Annotated in this window: 20 protein-coding genes; 5 read left to right on the top strand and 15 right to left on the bottom strand. The window is 59.6% G+C overall.

The window, feature by feature from the left end:
* From HRU92_RS16195 to HRU92_RS16170, 6 genes are all read right to left on the bottom strand, one after another.
* A partial coding sequence (locus HRU92_RS16195) for an aspartate ammonia-lyase (protein WP_173088605.1) occupies window positions 1-1268 on the bottom strand: 1268 nt, incomplete at its 3' end.
* 423 nt (window positions 1269-1691) lie between these two features.
* Complete coding sequence (gene arsH, locus HRU92_RS16190; RefSeq protein WP_349236875.1) at window positions 1692-2399, bottom strand: arsenical resistance protein ArsH; 708 nt, start codon at window positions 2397-2399, stop codon at window positions 1692-1694.
* Window positions 2400-2409: 10 nt separating this feature from the next.
* Window positions 2410-2832, bottom strand: a complete 423-nt coding sequence (arsC, locus tag HRU92_RS16185) for an arsenate reductase (glutaredoxin) (protein WP_173088595.1) — start codon at window positions 2830-2832, stop codon at window positions 2410-2412.
* Window positions 2829-3890, bottom strand: a complete 1062-nt coding sequence (gene arsB, locus HRU92_RS16180; RefSeq protein WP_173088593.1) for an ACR3 family arsenite efflux transporter — start codon at window positions 3888-3890, stop codon at window positions 2829-2831. The genes arsC and arsB overlap by 4 nt, the downstream gene beginning before the upstream one ends.
* Before the next feature lie 4 nt (window positions 3891-3894).
* Entirely contained in the window at window positions 3895-4422 is a 528-nt protein-coding gene (locus tag HRU92_RS16175) for an arsenate reductase ArsC (protein WP_173088591.1), read from the bottom strand.
* A complete protein-coding gene (locus tag HRU92_RS16170) occupies window positions 4415-4771 on the bottom strand; it encodes a metalloregulator ArsR/SmtB family transcription factor (protein ID WP_173088607.1) in 357 nt (118 codons plus the stop codon). The genes HRU92_RS16175 and HRU92_RS16170 overlap by 8 nt, the downstream gene beginning before the upstream one ends.
* A gap of 174 nt (window positions 4772-4945) precedes the next feature.
* Here HRU92_RS16170 and HRU92_RS16165 point away from each other — a divergent pair, with 174 nt between their 5' ends.
* Both HRU92_RS16165 and HRU92_RS16160 read left to right on the top strand, forming a co-directional pair.
* A complete protein-coding gene (locus HRU92_RS16165; protein ID WP_173088589.1) occupies window positions 4946-5449 on the top strand; it encodes a YetF domain-containing protein in 504 nt (167 codons plus the stop codon).
* Window positions 5446-6678 (top strand): DUF2254 domain-containing protein, encoded by a 1233-nt coding sequence (locus HRU92_RS16160; RefSeq protein ID WP_173088587.1) that lies wholly within the window; start codon window positions 5446-5448, stop codon window positions 6676-6678. Before HRU92_RS16165 ends, HRU92_RS16160 begins: the two co-directional genes overlap by 4 nt.
* 423 nt (window positions 6679-7101) lie before the next feature.
* Here HRU92_RS16160 and proX read toward each other — a convergent pair whose 3' ends face one another.
* The 3 genes from proX to HRU92_RS16145 all read right to left on the bottom strand — a co-directional run bounded on the left by proX (window position 7102) and on the right by HRU92_RS16145 (window position 10302).
* Window positions 7102-8130, bottom strand: coding sequence for a glycine betaine/L-proline ABC transporter substrate-binding protein ProX (gene proX / locus HRU92_RS16155; protein WP_173088585.1), 1029 nt, complete (start codon window positions 8128-8130; stop codon window positions 7102-7104).
* Window positions 8131-8218: 88 nt separating this feature from the next.
* Window positions 8219-9151 (bottom strand): proline/glycine betaine ABC transporter permease, encoded by a 933-nt coding sequence (locus HRU92_RS16150; RefSeq protein WP_173088583.1) that lies wholly within the window; start codon window positions 9149-9151, stop codon window positions 8219-8221.
* Window positions 9152-9159: 8 nt separating this feature from the next.
* Window positions 9160-10302 carry a glycine betaine/L-proline ABC transporter ATP-binding protein gene (locus tag HRU92_RS16145; RefSeq protein WP_248307207.1) on the bottom strand — a complete coding sequence of 381 codons (1143 nt, stop codon included), beginning with the start codon at window positions 10300-10302 and terminating at the stop codon, window positions 9160-9162.
* 431 nt (window positions 10303-10733) lie between these two features.
* Here HRU92_RS16145 and HRU92_RS16140 point away from each other — a divergent pair, with 431 nt between their 5' ends.
* Entirely contained in the window at window positions 10734-10970 is a 237-nt protein-coding gene (locus HRU92_RS16140) for a hypothetical protein (protein WP_173088579.1), read from the top strand.
* A gap of 127 nt (window positions 10971-11097) precedes the next feature.
* Here the strand turns inward: HRU92_RS16140 and HRU92_RS20790 are convergent, their stop codons facing one another.
* From HRU92_RS20790 to HRU92_RS16125, 4 genes are all read right to left on the bottom strand, one after another.
* Window positions 11098-11223, bottom strand: a complete 126-nt coding sequence (locus tag HRU92_RS20790) for a hypothetical protein (protein ID WP_282567790.1) — start codon at window positions 11221-11223, stop codon at window positions 11098-11100.
* A 25-nt stretch (window positions 11224-11248) separates the two neighbouring features.
* On the bottom strand, window positions 11249-12409 hold the full coding sequence (locus tag HRU92_RS16135) for an MFS transporter (protein ID WP_173088577.1): 1161 nt from the start codon (window positions 12407-12409) through the stop codon (window positions 11249-11251).
* Window positions 12406-12951, bottom strand: a complete 546-nt coding sequence (locus HRU92_RS16130; protein ID WP_173088575.1) for a TetR/AcrR family transcriptional regulator — start codon at window positions 12949-12951, stop codon at window positions 12406-12408. The genes HRU92_RS16135 and HRU92_RS16130 overlap by 4 nt, the downstream gene beginning before the upstream one ends.
* Window positions 12952-13444: 493 nt before the next feature.
* The gene (locus HRU92_RS16125) at window positions 13445-13753 is read right to left on the bottom strand and encodes a hypothetical protein (RefSeq protein WP_248307206.1); all 309 of its coding nucleotides are present in this window, start codon (window positions 13751-13753) and stop codon (window positions 13445-13447) included.
* A 735-nt stretch (window positions 13754-14488) separates the two neighbouring features.
* Between HRU92_RS16125 and HRU92_RS16120 the strand changes: the two genes are divergently transcribed.
* Complete coding sequence (locus HRU92_RS16120) at window positions 14489-14695, top strand: cold-shock protein (RefSeq protein ID WP_172122093.1); 207 nt, start codon at window positions 14489-14491, stop codon at window positions 14693-14695.
* Between the two features lie 409 nt (window positions 14696-15104).
* Complete coding sequence (locus tag HRU92_RS16115; protein WP_173088571.1) at window positions 15105-16115, top strand: sensor histidine kinase; 1011 nt, start codon at window positions 15105-15107, stop codon at window positions 16113-16115.
* A gap of 259 nt (window positions 16116-16374) precedes the next feature.
* On the opposite strand, the gene HRU92_RS16110 is transcribed toward HRU92_RS16115, so the two are convergent.
* The gene (locus HRU92_RS16110) at window positions 16375-16632 is read right to left on the bottom strand and encodes a hypothetical protein (protein ID WP_173088563.1); all 258 of its coding nucleotides are present in this window, start codon (window positions 16630-16632) and stop codon (window positions 16375-16377) included.
* 353 nt (window positions 16633-16985) lie between these two features.
* Window positions 16986-17234 carry a hypothetical protein gene (locus HRU92_RS16105; protein ID WP_173088561.1) on the bottom strand — a complete coding sequence of 83 codons (249 nt, stop codon included), beginning with the start codon at window positions 17232-17234 and terminating at the stop codon, window positions 16986-16988.
* Window positions 17235-17725 lie beyond the last annotated feature (491 nt).

Genomic DNA, 17725 nt, shown 5'->3' with positions numbered 1-17725 from the left:
GCGACCGCGTTCTCGTAGCCGATACGAGGCACTAAAGCTGTTACAGCAACGAGGCTGTTGCTCAAAAGGCTCGCAATTCGCGTCTCGTCGGCAACGATCCCTGTCACGCATCGCTCTGTCAGCACCGTCATGGCGGCTTCCAGCATACGGATCGACTGGAGGATGTTGAAGATAACAACCGGCTCCATCACGTTGAGCTGAAGCTGCCCTGCTTCAGCGGCGAGGGTCACCGTGAGGTCGTTTCCGATCACCTGGTAGGCTGTCTGGTTAACGACCTCGGGGATCACCGGATTGACTTTGCCCGGCATGATGGATGATCCGGCCTGCACTGCCGGCAGGATGATCTCGCCGATCCCGGCCCGCGGTCCGCTGCCGAGCAGCCGCAGGTCGTTGCAGATCTTCGAGAGCTTGACCGCAATGCGCTTCAGCACCCCCGAGAAGGTCACGAAAGCACCGAGGTCCGAAGAGGCCTCTACCAAGTCGGTTGCCGGGATCAGCGGCATGCCAAATATGTCGGATAGTTGAGACACTGCGGCCTCCCGGTAGCCCGCCGGAGCATTGATGCCAGTTCCCACTGCAGTGCCGCCAAGATTGGTTTCGCGCAGTAGGTCCGAAACCTGACCCAGTCGCTCGATGTCCTCATTGATTGTTGCCGCGAAGGCCGAGAACTCCATTCCCAAAGTCATGGGAACCGCATCCATCAATTGGGTGCGGCCGACCTTCACTATGCCGGCAAAGGCACGGCCCCGCTCGGCAAAAGCCTCGCTGAGGTGGCGCTGCACGCCCAGCAGCGGTCGGGCGGCGAGCAGAATGGCAAGCCGTGCGGCCGTCGGGTAAACGTCGTTGGTCGACTGCGAGCAGTTGACGTGGTCATTGGGGTGCAGATGCCGATAGTCACCACGCGCGCGTCCGAGCCGGTCAAGCCCAAGATTGGCGATCACCTCATTGGCATTCATGTTGGTCGACGTGCCGGCACCGCCCTGGATCATGTCGACGACGAAGTGCTCGTGGTGCTTTCCGTCGATGATCTCGTCGCAGACAGCGGCGATGATTTCGGCGAACTCGGGTGCCAGCGCTCCCACCTGGGCGTTTGCTAGCGCCGCCGCCTTCTTCACCATAGCCAGTGCGCGCGGTAGCTCAGGGAAGTGCGACAGCCTCACGCCCGTGATGGGAAAGTTGGTCAGCGCCCGCGCCGTGTGGATACCATATAGGGAATCGGCTGGAAGGGGCAGTTCCCCGATCGAATCGTGCTCGACGCGCTTGCTCATACATTTTCCTAACGGCTTGGCCGGCGCCTGCCGCTCTCCCTGACACTTGGCTCTCCGGCTGTTTTGTTTGGAGACGGTGACACTGCGCATGCAGATCAGCTCCCAGCCACGTCAGCTGTATAAATGAGGATAGCAGGAACAGTAAGCAACAGCAGCGGGGCACGTCGCCATGCGAACGGCGGGTTTGATCGGTCATAAGCTGCCGGTCACTTGTCGGCCCCCATACCGGCCCGCGGCATCAACGCAGTCGGAACGGCGGCTTACCGGCTGATGCCGCTAAACTCCGACCACCGCTCCCGGGCCCCTACCCTGCCCTTCAACTTTCTTGGCCGCTCGTCAGAAATGGGGTGGGAAACAGTCCGTCCGGTTTGTGATCCGCAAGTTCAGATAGCGGCCATTCCTGATGCGGGCTCGTCGTTTGGATCACCGTGCCTTCGTAGTCCATAAAGACTTCGGGCCGACTCGCTCCTCGAGTTTGGCTGCCGCTTCCTTGCGCTCGCTGTAACGGGAGGTCAGGTAGCTGGAGACGCCGCGGTTGATCAACGTGAACTTCACCAGCTCTTCCATGACGTCCACCACCCTGTCGTAATAGGACGACGGTTTCATGCGGCCGGCTTCGTCAAACTCCTGGAAGGCCTTGGCGACCGAGGACTGGTTCGGGATGGTTACCATCCGCATCCAGCGGCCCAGGATACGCATCTGGTTCACGGCGTTGAATGACTGCGATCCGCCAGAGACCTGCATAACGGCTAGGGTACGACCCTGAGTCGGGCGGATGGCGCCGCCCGGCAGGGGTATCCAGTCGATCTGGGACTTCATTACCGCAGACATGGCTCCGTGCCGTTCCGGCGAAGTCCAAACCTGGCCTTCGGACCACAGCATGGCGTCGCGGAGTTCCTGCACCTTCGGGTGGTTTTCGGGCGCATCGTTGGGCAACGGCAGGCCGTTGGCATGAAAGATGCGGACCTCGGCGCCGAGGGCTTCAAGAAGACGCTGCGCCTCGAAGGTCAGAAGCCTGCTGTAAGACCGCTCCCGCAGTGAGCCATAGAGCATCAGGATGCGCGGCTTGTGGTCCATAACCGGGGCAGTGAGCTTGGAGAATTCCGGCACCTCGAAGGCGCCGCTGGTGATATTTGGCCGATCAGACAAGCCGTTTCCCTTCGGCGTCGATGATGACTTCGCCATCTTCCTTCGTGAACGGGCCGATGTCGGGGTTCTCCAAGATGTCGAGCACGACCTCTGATGGGCGGCAGAGGCGCGTGCCGATCGGCGTCTCCACGAAGGGGCGGTTTAGCAGGATCGGGTTTGCCCCGATGGCATCCAGAAGGTCGTCATCCGTCTTGGCGGGATCGGCCATCCCAAGCTCCTCAAAGGGCGTATCCTTCTTGCGCAAGGCATCTCGCAGCGAGAGACCTGCGGCGGAAACCAGCTCCACGATACGGTCGCGGCTCGGCGGCGTCTTGACGTACTCGACGACAATTGGCTCGACGCCGGACTGGCGGATCATCGCCAGTGTGTTGCGGGACGTTCCGCAATCAGGATTATGATAGATGGTGACGCTCATCCGGTGACCCTCGTTTCGGTGTTGTGACGTACGGCGGGGCCGCGTTCGTACCAGCCTTTGGAGCGGTTCACGATCCAGACGACAGACAGCATGACGGGCACCTCGACCAGGACGCCGACGACCGTCGCCAGGGCTGCACCGGAGTTGAATCCGAACAGGGCAATGGCCGCGGCCACGGCCAGTTCGAAGAAGTTCGATGCACCGATCAGCGCGGAGGGGCCAGCGACGCAGTGCTGTTCTCCGGAGACCCGGTTCAGGTAATAGGCCAGGCCGGAGTTGAAGTAGACCTGGATCAGAATTGGCACCGCCAGCAGCAGGATGACGGTCGGCTGTGCGATGATCTGCTCGCCCTGGAAGCCAAAGAGCATGACCAGGGTCAGCAGCAAGGAGGTGATCGATATAGGCTGCAGGACGGACAGCACCCGGTTCATGGCGTCGATGCCCCCATTGGCCAGCAGCCAGCGTCGATAAAGCTGCGCGGCGATAACCGGCACGACGATGTAGAGTCCGACCGAGAGCAACAAAGTGTCCCATGGCACGGTGATTGCCGACAGTCCCAACAGCAGGCCGACGATGGGAGCAAAGGCGACGACCATGATGGCATCGTTCAGCGCAACCTGAGACAAGGTGAAATGCGGCTCTCCCCGCACCAGGTTCGACCACACGAACACCATGGCTGTGCATGGGGCTGCCGCCAGGATGATCAGACCGGCGATATAGCTGTCGATCTGCACCTCAGGCAGCATCGGCCGGAACAGCCAGCCGATGAAGAGCCAGCCGAGCAGAGCCATGGAGAACGGCTTGATGGCCCAGTTGATGAAAACAGTGACGCCTATGCCACGCCAATAAGAGCCGACCTGGCGCAGGCTCATGAAGTCGATGCGGACCAGCATCGGGATGACCATGAGCCAGATCAGCACCGCCATGGGGAGGTTGACCTGGGCGTACTCGAACGAGCCCAGCCCCTGGAACACGGCAGGGAAAAAGTGGCCAGCGGCGATACCCACAACGATGCAGGTTGCGACCCAAAGCGTGAGGTAGCGTTCGAAGATGGACATGGTTCTACGCGGCCTTCGACGACTTGGTGGTGGTGCCGTCCATTGCTCCGATGCCTTCAAGCCTCGAGTTCAATGCCATGCGATCGATGCTGGCGATCGGCAGGTTGATGAAGGCGCCGATGCGGTTGCAAAGGTACCGCAGGGCATCCCCAAACGCGGCCCGCTGCTTGAACTCGGGGCCGTCAACCGCTGCGGGATCTTCGATGCCCCAGTGGGCGGTCATCGGCTGGCCGGGCCAGGTCGGACAGGTCTCGCCGGCGGCGTTGTCGCAAACTGTGAAGATGAAATCCATCTTGGGCGCGCCCGGCACCGCGAACTCGTCCCAGGCTTTTGAGCGCAGGCCATCGGTTGAAATTCCCACTTTGCAGAGGGTTTCCAACGTCATCGGGTGCACGGCATCCTTTGGCGTGGAGCCGGCGGAGTATGCCTGGAAGCGGCCGCCGCTTACATGGTTGAGGATAGCCTCGCCCAGGATGGAGCGGGCCGAATTGCCAGTGCAGAGGAATAGGACGTTGTAGACGCGGTCAGACATGGCTCGTCTCCTTCGGAGAGCAGCACGGGGTGAATTCGGCGACTAGGGGTTCGCACAGTTCCGGGCGACCCCCGCAACAGTCCTGCACCAGAAAGCTCGCGATCTCGCGCACGCGTTCCACTACGGCGCGGTAGACGATCGAGCGGCTATGCCGTTCCGACTCAACAAGCCCAGCTCGCGCCAGAACCGCTAGATGCGACGACATCGTGTTCTGCGGAACTCCCAGGCGCCGCGCGATCTCCCCTGCCGGAAGACCATCCGGCTCGTACTCCATCAAAAGACGGAACGATTCGAGGCGTGTTGCCTGCGATAAGGCAGAGAAGACGTCGATGGCTGCATTTTGTTCCATATATCTAGCTTTATGGATTAACTGGTTCTCCGTCAAGTATACTTACGCCGCGACCCTGGTGCGGAAACATTTGGACTGATGTGTTGGCTATCTCGTCGCGGCCTTGACCGTGCTGGTGCATGGGCTCAGGCTGATCCGCGCCATTGGCGCCATTTCTGCTGATCGGAGCAATGCATGAACTGGACCGGAATGTTCTTCCAGGACTGGCAAGGGCTCATTCGCACCTTGGTCGTCGGTGTGCTGGCCTATGGTACGATTGTGCTGTTCCTGCGCATCTCGGGCAAGCGAACGCTGGCTAAGCTCAACGCCTTCGACCTTGTCGTTACCGTTGCACTCGGCTCAACGCTGTCTGCCATTCTGCTCCAAGAGTCCATTGCCCTGGCAGAGGGTGCCTTGGCTCTGGGGCTGTTGATCCTCATGCAGTTCCTGGTTACCTTTGCCTCCGTCCGGTGGCGACCTTTTGCCAAGGTGGTCCGCTCCGAGCCGACGCTGCTGGCCCGAGACGGAGCCTTTTGTTCTAGGGCAATGAAGCGCGAACGGGTGACCGAAGACGAAGCGCTCAGCGCCATCCGCTCATCGGGGGCCAGGGGCATCGCCGAGGTCGAATATCTAGTGCTGGAGAGCGACGGCACGATGAGTGCCTCATTGCGCTCGGCCGCCGCCAAGGATCCTGCATGAGTCAGGTTTCGTTCTATCTCCGGCGCTTGCTGCGCAAAATGTGGTTCTTGCCAGCAGTATTTTCCGCGCTCGCCGTGCTCACGATCCTGGCAGCGTTTTATCTGGCGCGCTGGGCACCCGAGGAGCTGCCCTTCACCATCACCCAACAAGCTGTGCAATCCATACTGGAAATCCTTGCGACCAGTCTGTTGACGGTGTCGGTGTTTGCGCTTTCCACGCTGGTTGCTGCGTTGTCGTCGGCTTCTGCATCTACCACGCCGCGCGCTGCTCAGCTCATCGTGGGAGATCGATCTGCCCAAACCTCCATATCCCTTTTTATCGGTGCATTTCTGTTTTCCATCCTGGCGATCCTTGGGCTATCGGCAGGTATCTATGGCTCGGCGAGCCGAATGCTCCTGTTTTCCGTCACCTTGGGCGTTGTTGCACTGGTGGTTGTGGCCCTTATTCGATGGATAGCTCAAATCTCGGACATTGGGCGAGTGGGACATACAATCGATCGGGTCGAGACTGCCACGGCTCATGCACTTCGCACCCTAGAGGAACATCCACTGTTCGACTGCCGCTTATTGGAAGGAGAGCCTGAAGGGGTACCAGTCAGCACTGACAAGCTCGGATACATCCAGCACTTCGACGCAAAACGGCTGCAAACGCTCGCTGTCGAGCATGATCTTCAGATTGCTGTCACTGCACGTCCGGGATCGTATGTGTCAGCGGCACGGCCGCTCATGATGGTGGAAGGTGAACTCAACGATAAGCTCACAGCGGAACTGATCAGAGCTTTTGTTGTAGGCGGTCAGCGGAGCTTCGACAGCGACCCGCGGTTCGGCCTGGTAGTTCTTGCCGAAATCGCGGATCGGGCGCTTTCGCCAGGGGTGAATGATCCCGGCACAGCGATCGATGTGATTGGGACACTCACAAGACTTTTGTCCAGCTGGCAGCCCAGCACCCCGACCGATCCTGAAAACGACCGGGTTGTCGTCCCGCCACTCGCCCCTCAAGATCTCCTGGAAGATGCCTTCCGTCCCATAGCACGCGACGGGGCCGGCATTATCGAAGTGGTGCTGCGTCTCTTGCACAGCTTGGAGATCGTGGCCGAATTGAACCCGGAACTACGCAAAGCCGCGCTCACCACTGCCCGGGATGCTGCAGGCCGCGCCCAACAAACACTTAAGGCGCCAGGCGATTTGCATGCTTTGCATGCTGCTGCCCATTTCACCCAGAGCGCCTAGGCAGTGCTGAACAGGCGAAACTAGGGCCCTTGAGCTCGCAGTAAGGAGTTTTAACCACCAGAGCGTTCGAGGGTGCATGTATGCCTTGCCAGGGGTCGCACAGCGGCAATGTCCGGCCCCCCCTGATGAAGCGAAAGCACTGGAACGACCCAAATATGAGGCCGGCGAAAAACGCGGCGGTGACTGCCCTAACAGCAACCGAACTCGCACCGGCATTGGTCATCCGCCAGCCAATTGTGGTGCTGAGCGCACCATCGGCAAGCATCAGTATGGCGACACTGGCAAGCACCGGCAGGATTGGACGGATGGATAGCAGCATGCTACCCTCTGCGCTTGTACCGACCTTAAGGTTGCCGGTGCATCCGTGCGGGCCGAGTCTGGGCCGGCTTGCATGCCAGCCCAGTTGCGGTGTTCAGCCTTGTGCTACGAAGCGGCAGACCGCGCTTGTTCAATCCAGCCATCGACCAGATCGCGGTTGTTTGCAATCCATTCTGCAGCCTGCTGCTGGATATCTTGGGTGCTGCCGGCTCCGCTGTTCATCGCGGCGTTCTGCTCAAAGATCGCAGGGAGCGGGATGGCGGCAACTTCCAGCAGCTTTGCGGCAGCCGGATTGTCCTGGAGAAAGGCGCTATTAGCCACCGGCACGATGTCGTTTGCCGGAAAGCCGAGTGTGCACGGATCCGCCACACAGCCTTCAACACCCGCGATCACCGCGGCGTCGGCCAGATCGGCCATGTGCTCTGGCAAGTCCACTTCCGGAACCTCGATCCACATGACATCCTCGCCTGGGACGAGTTCATTGACGGTCCAGTTGGGTGTCCAGGTGTAGAAGAGGATCGGCTCGCCAGCCTGGTGAGCGGCAACAGCATCAGCCATGGAGGCTGAATAAGCAGCTTTGATCGGGTTGATGTGCTCGCGCAGTTCATAGGCATCGAGATGGTGTTCGATATTGATCTCGCAGCCCCAGCCCGGCGGGCAAGCCACGAGATCGGCCTTGCCGTCGCCGTTCCGATCGAAGGCTTCCTGCACTTCGGGCCGCTTGAAGTCGTCCAAGGTCCTGATGCCGAACTTCTCGACCGAAGCCTTGTCGACCAGGTAGCCCTCGAGTGCTCCTGCCTTGGCTACAGCGCCAACGATTTCTGCCTGGCCCTCAAAGGCAGGGCGGTAGGTGTTGTGCAGCGGGAACCAGCCGTTGACCCAAAGATCGACATCACCCTGAGCGACAGCTTGATAAAAGGGTGGATTGTCGAGCGTAGTTGGCCCTTCAACCGTGTAGCCCAGTTCTCCGAGCAGTTGCTTGTAGATCTCGGCGTGGAACCAGCCAGTGTCCCAGGTGGCTTGCGCCATGTTGACGGTCTTGCCTTCGCCCGGGTTTTCCTGGGCGATAGCGGGGGCAGCTACGATAAGCGTGGAAAGTGCGACGGCAGTCAGCGTCTGGGTGAGTCTGAACATTGGATCAGCTCCCTTTTTGGCGTTGGAAGACAGATGCGGACGCGCCAACGTCCGCTCGAGAGGGCACCAGAACGGCGCCCGGGAAGGCTCAGACGGCCTTCCGGGTTTCCCCGGAGGACACAGGTGTCCCCCGGCGGAAGAAGGAAAGAAGTGTCTGGCGAAGCGAGACGGTGCGGAAGCCCTGAGACTCACCTAGTGCTTGAGTGATGCGGTCGAGGATAATGGCGAGCAGCACGATGGCCAACCCACCGGCCGTGGCGCCGCCGACATCGAGGCGTCCAAGTCCGGTATAGACGGTGAGACCGAGCCCGCCTGCGCCAATCATGGAGGTAATGACCACCATGGACAGCGCCAGCATCAGCGTCTGATTAAGACCAGCCATAATCGTGCGCAGCGCCAAAGGCAGCTGCACGCTGATCAGCATCTGCCACGGGGTGGAGCCGAAGGCCTCGGCTGCCTCGATCAGGTCGCCACGCACATTGCGGATGCCTAGATTGGTCAGCCGTACGATAGGCGGCAAGGCAAAGATGATGGTGGCGATGATGCCTGGAGCCATGCCCACGCCAAACAGCATGACTATGGGCACCAGATACACAAAGGACGGAATGGTTTGCATGATGTCGAGCACTGGCCGCACGACCGTCAGCACACGATCGCTGCGTGCGGCGGCAATGCCCATGGGAATGCCCAAGACCACGCAGAACAGTACCGAGGTCACAATCATCGAGAGCGTTGTCATGGTTTCGGGCCATAGCCCGATAAGGTCGATAAACAGCAGGGCGAGCAGAGTGAAGATCGCCATGCCCCGTCCAACAAGGCGCCAGGCAACGAACGCGAGCACAGCGGTGAAAGCCATCATGGGCACGGTGTTAAAGAAGGTGTCGAGCCAATCGAGAATAAGGGTAACAGGCACCTGCAACGCCCGAAAGAACGGCCGGAAGTTCGGCACGAGCCACTCGCGGACCAGCACGTTGATCCAGTCGGAGAACGGCAACAGGAAGAAATCGGAAGGACTTAACATGAAATTCCTCAGGGCTTCGCCGCCGCGGCAGCATCCACAGATGCGGCCGGCTCACCGGAAAGCTGCGCCAGCACCGCTCCAGGCTCGACCACCCCGAGCAGGCGGTTGTTGTCATCGGTAACGGCAATAGGCAGGCCATTGCTGGCTGGGGCATAAAGCTCGCTCAGCGCCGTGTCGGCATCCACTGTCTGGAAATCTGAACTGACCACATCGGCAAGGGTTACGCCGTCCGTCCGAACGGCAGCGGCGGCGTCCTGGTAGGTCACAACCCCGGCAATGTCCTCGCCGTTCATCACGTACAGTGCGTTGCGCTGCACATCTTCCATGCTCTGGACAGCCGTTTCGGCCGTGTCGGTACCCAACTGAAGGAATACCGGTTGCTCGGCCACTGACTCGGCTGTGAAGACCTTGCCCCGATCGATATCGGCGACAAAGGCGGCGACGTAATCGTCCGTCGGATGGTCCACGATCTCCTGGGCGGTGCCGACTTGCACCAGTTTGCCATCCTTCATGATGGCAATCTGATCACCGAGGAGCAGCGCTTCATTGAGGTCATGAGTGATGAACACGATCGTTTTGCGGAGCGCCTTCTGCAGGCGCAGCAACTCGTCCTGCACTTCTCGGCGTATCAAGGGGTCCAGCGCACCGAAAGGCTCGTCCATCAACAGCACTTCCGGGTCGGTCGCGAGCGCCCGAGCGAGACCGACCCGCTGCTGCATACCGCCTGAGAGTTCATCCGGAGCGCTGTCGGTGTAGGCGCCGAGCCCAACCTGCTCCAGAGCGATCTGTGCTCTCTTCCGGCGCTCAGAAGTGCCCACGCCCTTGATCTTCAAACCATATGCCGCGTTGTCTGCAACGCTCAAATGGGGAAACAGCGCGAAGTGCTGGAACACCATGGCGATCTTGTTGCGCCGCACCGCCCGCAGCGTCTGCGGTGAACACGAGGCAATGTCTTCGCCATCCACAAGGATCTCCCCGGCCGTGGGCCGGATGAGTCCGTTGAGCATTCGCACCAGCGTGGACTTGCCGGAGCCGGAAAGCCCCATCACCACGAAGATCTGCCCCTCAGGCACTTCGAAGCTGACATTGTTCACGCCAACCGTGCTGCCGGTGGCCTCAAAGATTGCGTCCTTGCTTTCGCCAGCTTGCATGCGAGCTCTCGCGGCTTCCGGCGCCTTGCCGAAAATCTTGGTAAGGTTTTTTATCTTTAACTTGGCTGTCATGTAATCCAAAAGATGAAACGCGCTGAATTTTCTGCGCGCTCGCTAATATACCATAAGTTTTACAGTGTTTCGAAATAGACCCTACGCCCATGCTGGCAGCAAGGACGTAGTCAATCCGTATGTCGGTAATTCGAATGCGCGAAACTTATTGCACTTGGCTGGGCAGTTCAACCCTTCGTGGCAATTTTCCGACTTTCAGAGGCATCGAGGCAACTGCTTGATCATCTATCCCGTTCAATAGACTAAGGTAATCAGCGGCTGTAGTGATAACTGCTTTGCTCGCCCCTGGCAGGGCGCTGGATCAGAGTCGGGGTCTTGCTTTCCTGACATCGCGGGATGACACAACCAGGAGAAAGTACATGGAAAAAATCATCAACACCTACGAAGCGTCAGCGGCGAATGGCGCTTCGGTCACGGTTTATGAGGTTCAGGACATGGAAAATGCAGGCACCATGGCACACCCCAACCAGAAGGAACCCGGCATCAGGCGCATGCAACTCTCCGACGGTCGAGTGCTGACGATGGTAGGGGATCGGGAGTTCAAAATTGCCGGTACTGACGAGGTATTCTTGCTGGACCGACCCTATGCGCCCTGATGATTGGCCAAAAATGGCCGGCAATGGCTGCAAGAGGGGCCGAAGGACTAACTTCAGGCCTGTGCGGCGTAGAGGTCCACGACCCACGGCGTGAAATCATCCTTTAGGCACCAGACCTTGGCTCTTGCTACTCGGCGATGTAGGGAGAGCGGTTCGGCAAGGATCCCACCACCCAGGCCCGCTCCCGGAGCGCGCCGAGATCGACATGGAGCGCCCCTGCGAACAGGAGAAACGCCAGCATGCCTTCGAGCACGATCTGCTTGCTTTTGACCCGAGGGCTACCCAGCTGCGCGGCGATCTAGCCTAGCCCGGGCAGAAGGACAGGGCGCCCAGATCAATGCAGTGCACATGATGGCCGCGAAGCACCCAAGAGCAGCTGCGGCACCTGCCAGCTGCCAAAGTGTTCCGAAAAGTGGCGCCCCGCCTGTTTGCCCAAGGGCAAGCATTAGGAATGGCAGCCCCAGACCAAATGCCGGGCGGTCGGCATAAAGCTCTATCCCCCACAACAGAAACACTCCGCTCGACGCGATATAGGCCAATCCGAACATGGCCATGACCCCGAAGCCCAACCAAGGCGCATTGCCCGCGACTCCCAGCGCGATTAGCGGCAGCGCCATGCCTGCAATGGCCAAGCGGTGAACTCGAGCGCAACCTTGGCGCGCCGTCAGCACTCCCGTCCCAATCGCGACCGTGCCGCCAACGCCGAGCATGATCCAGGCAATGGCGATCTGTACGACGGTAAAGTGCAAATCCTCGCGCAGGATACTAGCACCAAAGGTCCAGATCGCAGCACTGGCGGCTCCGGCCAGCAGGGCGCAGATGCATAATGCGCCTGCGCCGGGACGCCATAAGCCCTTCAGCGAGGCTCTAAAGGTACCGCGCTCCTGCGGCCCGGCAGGAATGGCAAAACAGAGCCACACCGCGATGAGGGCTCCAATGATGGCGAACAGCACGTAAAGGCTTCGCCAGCTTCCTGGAAACAGAACGAAGGCCACCCCGGACAGGATGATGCCTGCTGCCGTGCCCGCATTGATAGCACCGTTGGCCCGAGGCTGCTCCACGTCATCTAGAGATCGGGCCACCGCTGTCGCCAGGGGCGGTGATGTTAGACCAGTGCTCAGCCCCGCCAGCACCATCGCCGAGCCCAAGCTCCAGGCCGATGCTGCTGATGCGGCTAGCGCGAGGCCACCCGTCGCGAGGATGGCGGCAAGCACGGTCAGGAGGCGTGCGCTGAACCTTGCGCCGGCTACCAGTGCGGCGCCGATCCCCAGGCAGTAGGAGGCAAAGGCGCTCCCGCCGATCCATCCGGCACTCGCCGCGTCAAGGGCTAGGTCAGTACGAATGTCAGAAAGCATCAATCCATAGGCGAAGCGCGCTAAACCATAGGTCAGGGCCGTAAGGGCAAAGCCGCCAGCGATAAGGTTGAGCTTGCCAGTCATTGCACTTGCTCTCTTGCAATTGCCACCAGCACACTCGCCGCCTGTCTGGCCTCGCTGACCACAGAGCTGCCTGAAATGCTCGCCGCCGCGGTCGCTCCCTCAAACAACAGCCATATCTGCACTGTTAAGCTTGTGCTCTCGCCTCCGAGACTCAGCGCAACGCGTCTTGCAATATCGCGCTCGAATTCGTTCTTCTGCCTGCGGACAAGCGCCACAATCTCTGGGTTAGTATCAGCGTATTCGCTGCGCGCCCGGAGCAGCATGCAGCCGTGGGCGCCATGATCATCCAGCCATTGCTGCAATTTGTCGAAGAGATCCCCGACAGGATCCGCCGGGTCGATTTCTACGAGTTTCTGCATGAAACGGCGATGGCGCTCTTCGAGCACCGCCAGCACCAGCCCGTCACGCGAGCCGAAATGCTTGTAAAGGGTGCGCGTAGACGCCCCAGATGGTACCAGTACGGCATCTACCCCCACTCCACGAAACCCACTCGTCTCGAAAACGCCGCTCGCACCAGCGACAATATCGTCCCGCTTATCCATGGGCGCCATTGTAAAGCGTTCGTTTTACCTGTCAATGTGACGCATGTAGGCCATCCGTGGGTGAGAAGGCCGCCTGCGGATGAGATGCCAGAGCTACACCATAGATAAAGTCCTGGACGCCCTCGGCAGGGGAGCGCAATGCCACGGCCCCACTAAAATAACCGAGAGGCTTATCGCCGAAACAATCGCGTACTGGACCTTTAGTCTGCGCGGCACGTTCGGATCGCGGTACTTAATCAACCAAAGCCAAGTTCCGGGTTGCGTCCAAAAATAACCTAGATTTTGGGGCGAAGAGCCTGGAAAAATGTGTATGCAGACCAGAGCGCATGCACTCCGAAGGTCGTAATTACAAGGATGCCGGGCAGCACGCTGAGAACGCTGGTGTCGTGGTGCTCGTTGGAATTTGTTTAGGTGTGCGAGGAACGGTCAACAGCATACCCAGAACATCGGCTTGGCCAACCCAACGTCGACCTTTGCCCTGCCGCTTGAGCAGCTATGCGGGCACTTCCAGCGCGTTCGGCAGTGAGATCCAGATTACCGTTTGCGCTTCGGGAGAATGGCGGGACAGGTGACCTTTCCCGTGGGTGTCTGCCACCAACACGAAGCTGCCTGAGGAGAAGTGGCGTAGGTCGCCATCGCTCGTCTCGTATTCCACCGAGCCATCCAGCCGAACCGTCAGTACCGTCTCCGGAACCGTGTGCCACGCAACTTCACGCGTGCCCGCCGGGATGTGGGTGATGCGGACCCGAGACGCCGGATAGCCGGCACTCACGTCGAACGGCGCTGCGTCGGGATGAACCAAACTCTTCCTCATCGGTGTGACTTGCCGTCCGGACCCGCATAGATGCGCACGTATTTCATGTCGTTCGAGTCCCCTGCTCCCCGACTGATTGCTCCCTACCGTCAACAAGGGTGCAAGGCCATACAGGTGCATGGGCGCACCCCGCCGCCGTGACCTGATCGACCACAATGGGGTGGGAAACAGTCCGTCCGGTTTGTAGTCCGCAAGTTCAGATGGCGGCCATTCCTGATGCGGGCTCGACGTTTGGATCACCGTGCCTTCGTAATCTAAGAAGACTTCTGGCCGGACCCGCTCCTCGAGTCTGGCTGCCGCCTTGCGCTCGCTGTACCGCGAAGGCAGGCAGGGTGAAGACGCCCCGGTTGATCAACGTGAACTTTCACCAGCTCTTCCATGTTGATCAACTGCTGGCCAGGACCCGTTCCATCGGTCTCGCTGTTCAACGCCGCTTATCCCAATTGTTACGACGCTGGCCACCGCCTCGGTTGCCACTTCAAATATGCCGTAACCGGGTGATCTCTGAGAGATTGAGTGATTACCCAGTTTGCGCTTTACTCCCCCGCTGGGGGATGCAATAAGGAGCTACGTTTTCAGCCTCCGTTGGCTGCCCGATCTGCCGGTTCTTCTGGCCCCTGGCTACCTCCCTACTTTGCGAACGTTTAGAAATCCATTGGCATATTGCCTCTGGATCATCTGCCCGCTCGCTATAGCTCCGGGCTACATTTTCAGGACTATCTAATGATCAACGGCACCGTGAAATTTTTCAACACGACCAAGGGTTTTGGCTTCATCTCGCCTGAAGGCGGCGAGAAGGACGCATTCGTCCATATCTCCGCTGTCGAGCGTTCGGGCCTCAATGGCCTGTACGAAAACGACAAGGTTACCTACGAACTCGAAACCGGCCGCGACGGCAAGGTTTCGGCTACCAACCTGACCTTGGTCTGACGTTGGTCGGGCCCATTAGGGCCCGCCTTGCCTCCCACTGGTAGAGGCACCCAGCGCGTCCGCGTAGGAAATATTTCAACATTCCAGTCCGGCATACGCCACGCACCCATTCCGGGCGCGTGGCTTTTCACGCTTCCAAGGATATCCGCATCATGGAAAATTTCAACTTCGGCGCCCGAGCAGAGCTATTCGCCAGCCGCCGTTAAATGCTCAGTATCGTCGTTTCAGTACCGCAGCTGAGGCAGTCCGATTTGTTATCGAGGACTTGCCTGTTGCCGCACGCGCAGGATCCTATCTCGAGGTCAATGAGCAGCGTTTCGAGGGCGCTACGATTCGAGCTCTTTACGATGATGTTGCCTATCCATTAGAACGCGCGAACTGAGTGAGGCCCTAAGGTGTCAGAAGCGATATGAGTGAAGCCGTCGAGACATCGAGTTCGCTCCGTCGGGATGTCAAGAATCTCGCACGTGCTGTGGATGCTGCCGGCATTGCCCTCTGGTCCTGGAACGTCGATACCGACGCGCTCACCATGGACAATCAGGCCTACGACCTATGGGGTTTGCGGCGAGGCGCCAAGGTAACGTTCGAGGATCTATCCGCCCATATTCACCCTGCCGATCGAGATCGGGTCCGAGCTGCCTTCACCGCTACACGGGCAATACTCGGCCCCTATGAGATCGATTTCCGCATCATGGTTGGTGAGGAGCTTCGCTGGATCTCGGCCCGTGGCAAAGGAGACGATGAGGGTATCGTCCAGCGCGTTATGTTCGGTGTTTTTCTGGATGTCACCGGCCGCAAACAGGCCGAAGAAGGACGAGAACTCCTTGCCGGTGAAATGAGCCATCGCGTCAAGAACCTGCTGGCCATTGCCACCGGTCTGACTGCGATCACCTCCCGATCCACGTCCACTGTTACCGACATGGCGCGAGAACTGACGCAGCGATTGACAGCATTGGGGCGAGCCCATGATCTTGTTCGTCCATTACCGGGTCAAACCGACGCCGCGGCAGCTTTGCTCGGCGACCTGCTTTCCGTGCTCCTGGCGCCCTACGATGACCTGGGAGCCTTCAGTGGGCGCATCCGGGTCTCGGTACCGCGTATGATCGTAGGCGAAAGCGCAACGACCACGCTCGCATTGATCGTGCACGAACTGGCAACGAACTCCCTCAAGTACGGCGCGCTCTCATCACCGACTGGTATGATCGATGTTTCCTGCTCGGCCAGAGACGAAGCGGTAACGGTGGTCTGGACGGAGCGAGGAGGTCCTGAGGTGGTACCAACCAGCGTCCCAAAAGGGTACGGCACCAAACTCGTCGAGCGCAGCATTACCAATGCGCTACGCGGGTCCATCCACTATGCGTGGGAGGAAGATGGTCTCATCGTCACCCTTAAGATCGACCCCGCCCGCCTGGCAGCCTGACAGCAGGCAGATCAATCAGAGGTGGAGGCCGGCAGCGGCACCGTTGGCTTCTCCAACAGATCATCCAGTGTTGCCTTCGAGAGGCGCAACTCGGCTTGGAGTACGATTCGCCCTCCTGTTCTAGCCTTGTGTCCGGGGGTGCTGCGATCTCGCCTATAATATTGAGGGCTCGCATTGGATCAGCCAATTGCCGATGTGTTGGCGCACATGAAAGACATTTTCGTGGACAAGTGACCTTCGCCGGCCGGTCATTCCCCTGTCAGAAATGGGATGAGACCCCCTTCGGGATCCGGGTCGCGAAGGTGAGTGAGAGCTGCAACACGGCCTCGCCTTGCTCGTTGCGGACCCACATTGTGACATTTTTCTGCAGCGGGCTCCCAGCAATATACTCTTTAGCAAGCTCAGCCATGCTCAGCGACGCCTCATCACGCGCCGCGTGTTCATCGGCCAGCTCAGAGCCTTCGTTGTCTCTGAGCAACTCGGTGCCGTCGTCCGTGTCGAAAAAATAACGTGGCATTGCTAGCTCCTGATTGCCTTGGACAACGGCGGACTGGCCCCGCAGTTTCGTGCCTATCCTATGTGGTGCCCAGGCTCTTGGTGTAGAGCCTGTACAGTGACACAGTGCCGGTAGGCGCCTCATGGTAGACCTTGACGCGCAGGTTTCCAGCGACCCCGTTCCGGCGCAGATCCAGGCCAAGGGCCAACCGCGCGGCCTCCTCAGGTGATCCCGCACTCTGGATGAACTCAGCGGCTGCGCCCTCAGACGGGGCGCAATCCACAACTCGGAACTTTCGGCTCAACCGTCCACCTCTGTCTGTCGTCACTTGATCAAGGCTAGCCGTCAGCTGTGGGGTGCCGGGCTAAGTTAATTCATTCCGGCACATCGCCGTGGCGGAAGACGACGGATCGTTCCTCAAGCTCGCCACCGGTACCATCTCTCTGCTGAGTCCACGCCATCACCGCCGGATAGGATCGCACTAGCTGCTCGGCAGCGTTGTACGCCGATGCTTCATCTCGCATCTTCCGGGGCGCGAACGCCGGCACCATCTTGCCGCCTTCGTCTTGCCGGAAGGCCTGGAGCAGAACCAGCTTTGACGAAGCGAATTTATTCTTATCCATGATGCATTCTATCGTGAAACCGCTGCCAGATAGCGGAGAACACGACATTCTCAACAACGTACCCGAAAGCGGTGCTCGGGTGCAGGTGGCCAGGTGCCAGGTGCCAGCCGAACAGGTCGAGTACCCCAAGCCGTAAAGCCTAGCTTACGGATCCGAGGGCTTCTTGTTTGGGTCTGGTGGCGTCTTGCCTGGCTCCCCAGCTGGGGTCGCATCGGCATCGCTCCCCGGCTCAACGTCGGCGAGGGCCGGGTCGGGTTTCTTTTTCTCTGTCTCCTTGGTGGGGATGGGCATTGTTCACCTCCGTTGAAATCAAACCAATTCTCGCTGACGACCATTTGTTCCAGTGCGGGGGATTGAACGCGGCTTTGCGCTGCCCCGACGGATCTACCCGCATTTTAGCAGACACGATCCTGTGGCAATTTGAGGTGCAACTTCGATGACGGGCTACGGCGGCTTCCGGGGCCATTGCACGACGCTGCGAACGACCGACT

This window comes from Devosia sp. 1635 (genome assembly GCF_013185955.1).
Classification (GTDB): Bacteria; Pseudomonadota; Alphaproteobacteria; order Rhizobiales; family Devosiaceae; genus Devosia.
Note: the sequence above shows the minus strand (reverse complement) of the source record. Positions and strands in the feature narration are given on the sequence as shown.

Bases quoted from the DNA above. Each gene is read 5' to 3' on its own strand.
- arsC (WP_173088595.1), bottom strand. From the start codon at position 2,832: ATGAGCGTCACCATCTATCATAATCCTGATTGCGGAACGTCCCGCAAC.
- arsB (WP_173088593.1), bottom strand. From the start codon at position 3,890: ATGTCCATCTTCGAACGCTACCTCACGCTTTGGGTCGCAACCTGCATC.
- HRU92_RS16175 (WP_173088591.1), bottom strand. From the start codon at position 4,422: ATGTCTGACCGCGTCTACAACGTCCTATTCCTCTGCACTGGCAATTCG.
- HRU92_RS16170 (WP_173088607.1), bottom strand. From the start codon at position 4,771: ATGGAACAAAATGCAGCCATCGACGTCTTCTCTGCCTTATCGCAGGCA.
- HRU92_RS16165 (WP_173088589.1), top strand. From the start codon at position 4,946: ATGAACTGGACCGGAATGTTCTTCCAGGACTGGCAAGGGCTCATTCGC.
- HRU92_RS16160 (WP_173088587.1), top strand. From the start codon at position 5,446: ATGAGTCAGGTTTCGTTCTATCTCCGGCGCTTGCTGCGCAAAATGTGG.
- proX (WP_173088585.1), bottom strand. From the start codon at position 8,130: ATGTTCAGACTCACCCAGACGCTGACTGCCGTCGCACTTTCCACGCTT.
- HRU92_RS16150 (WP_173088583.1), bottom strand. From the start codon at position 9,151: ATGTTAAGTCCTTCCGATTTCTTCCTGTTGCCGTTCTCCGACTGGATC.
- HRU92_RS16145 (WP_248307207.1), bottom strand. From the start codon at position 10,302: ATGCAAGCTGGCGAAAGCAAGGACGCAATCTTTGAGGCCACCGGCAGC.
- HRU92_RS16140 (WP_173088579.1), top strand. From the start codon at position 10,734: ATGGAAAAAATCATCAACACCTACGAAGCGTCAGCGGCGAATGGCGCT.
- HRU92_RS16135 (WP_173088577.1), bottom strand. From the start codon at position 12,409: ATGACTGGCAAGCTCAACCTTATCGCTGGCGGCTTTGCCCTTACGGCC.
- HRU92_RS16130 (WP_173088575.1), bottom strand. From the start codon at position 12,951: ATGGATAAGCGGGACGATATTGTCGCTGGTGCGAGCGGCGTTTTCGAG.
- HRU92_RS16120 (WP_172122093.1), top strand. From the start codon at position 14,489: ATGATCAACGGCACCGTGAAATTTTTCAACACGACCAAGGGTTTTGGC.
- HRU92_RS16115 (WP_173088571.1), top strand. From the start codon at position 15,105: ATGAGTGAAGCCGTCGAGACATCGAGTTCGCTCCGTCGGGATGTCAAG.
- HRU92_RS16110 (WP_173088563.1), bottom strand. From the start codon at position 16,632: ATGCCACGTTATTTTTTCGACACGGACGACGGCACCGAGTTGCTCAGA.
- HRU92_RS16105 (WP_173088561.1), bottom strand. From the start codon at position 17,234: ATGGATAAGAATAAATTCGCTTCGTCAAAGCTGGTTCTGCTCCAGGCC.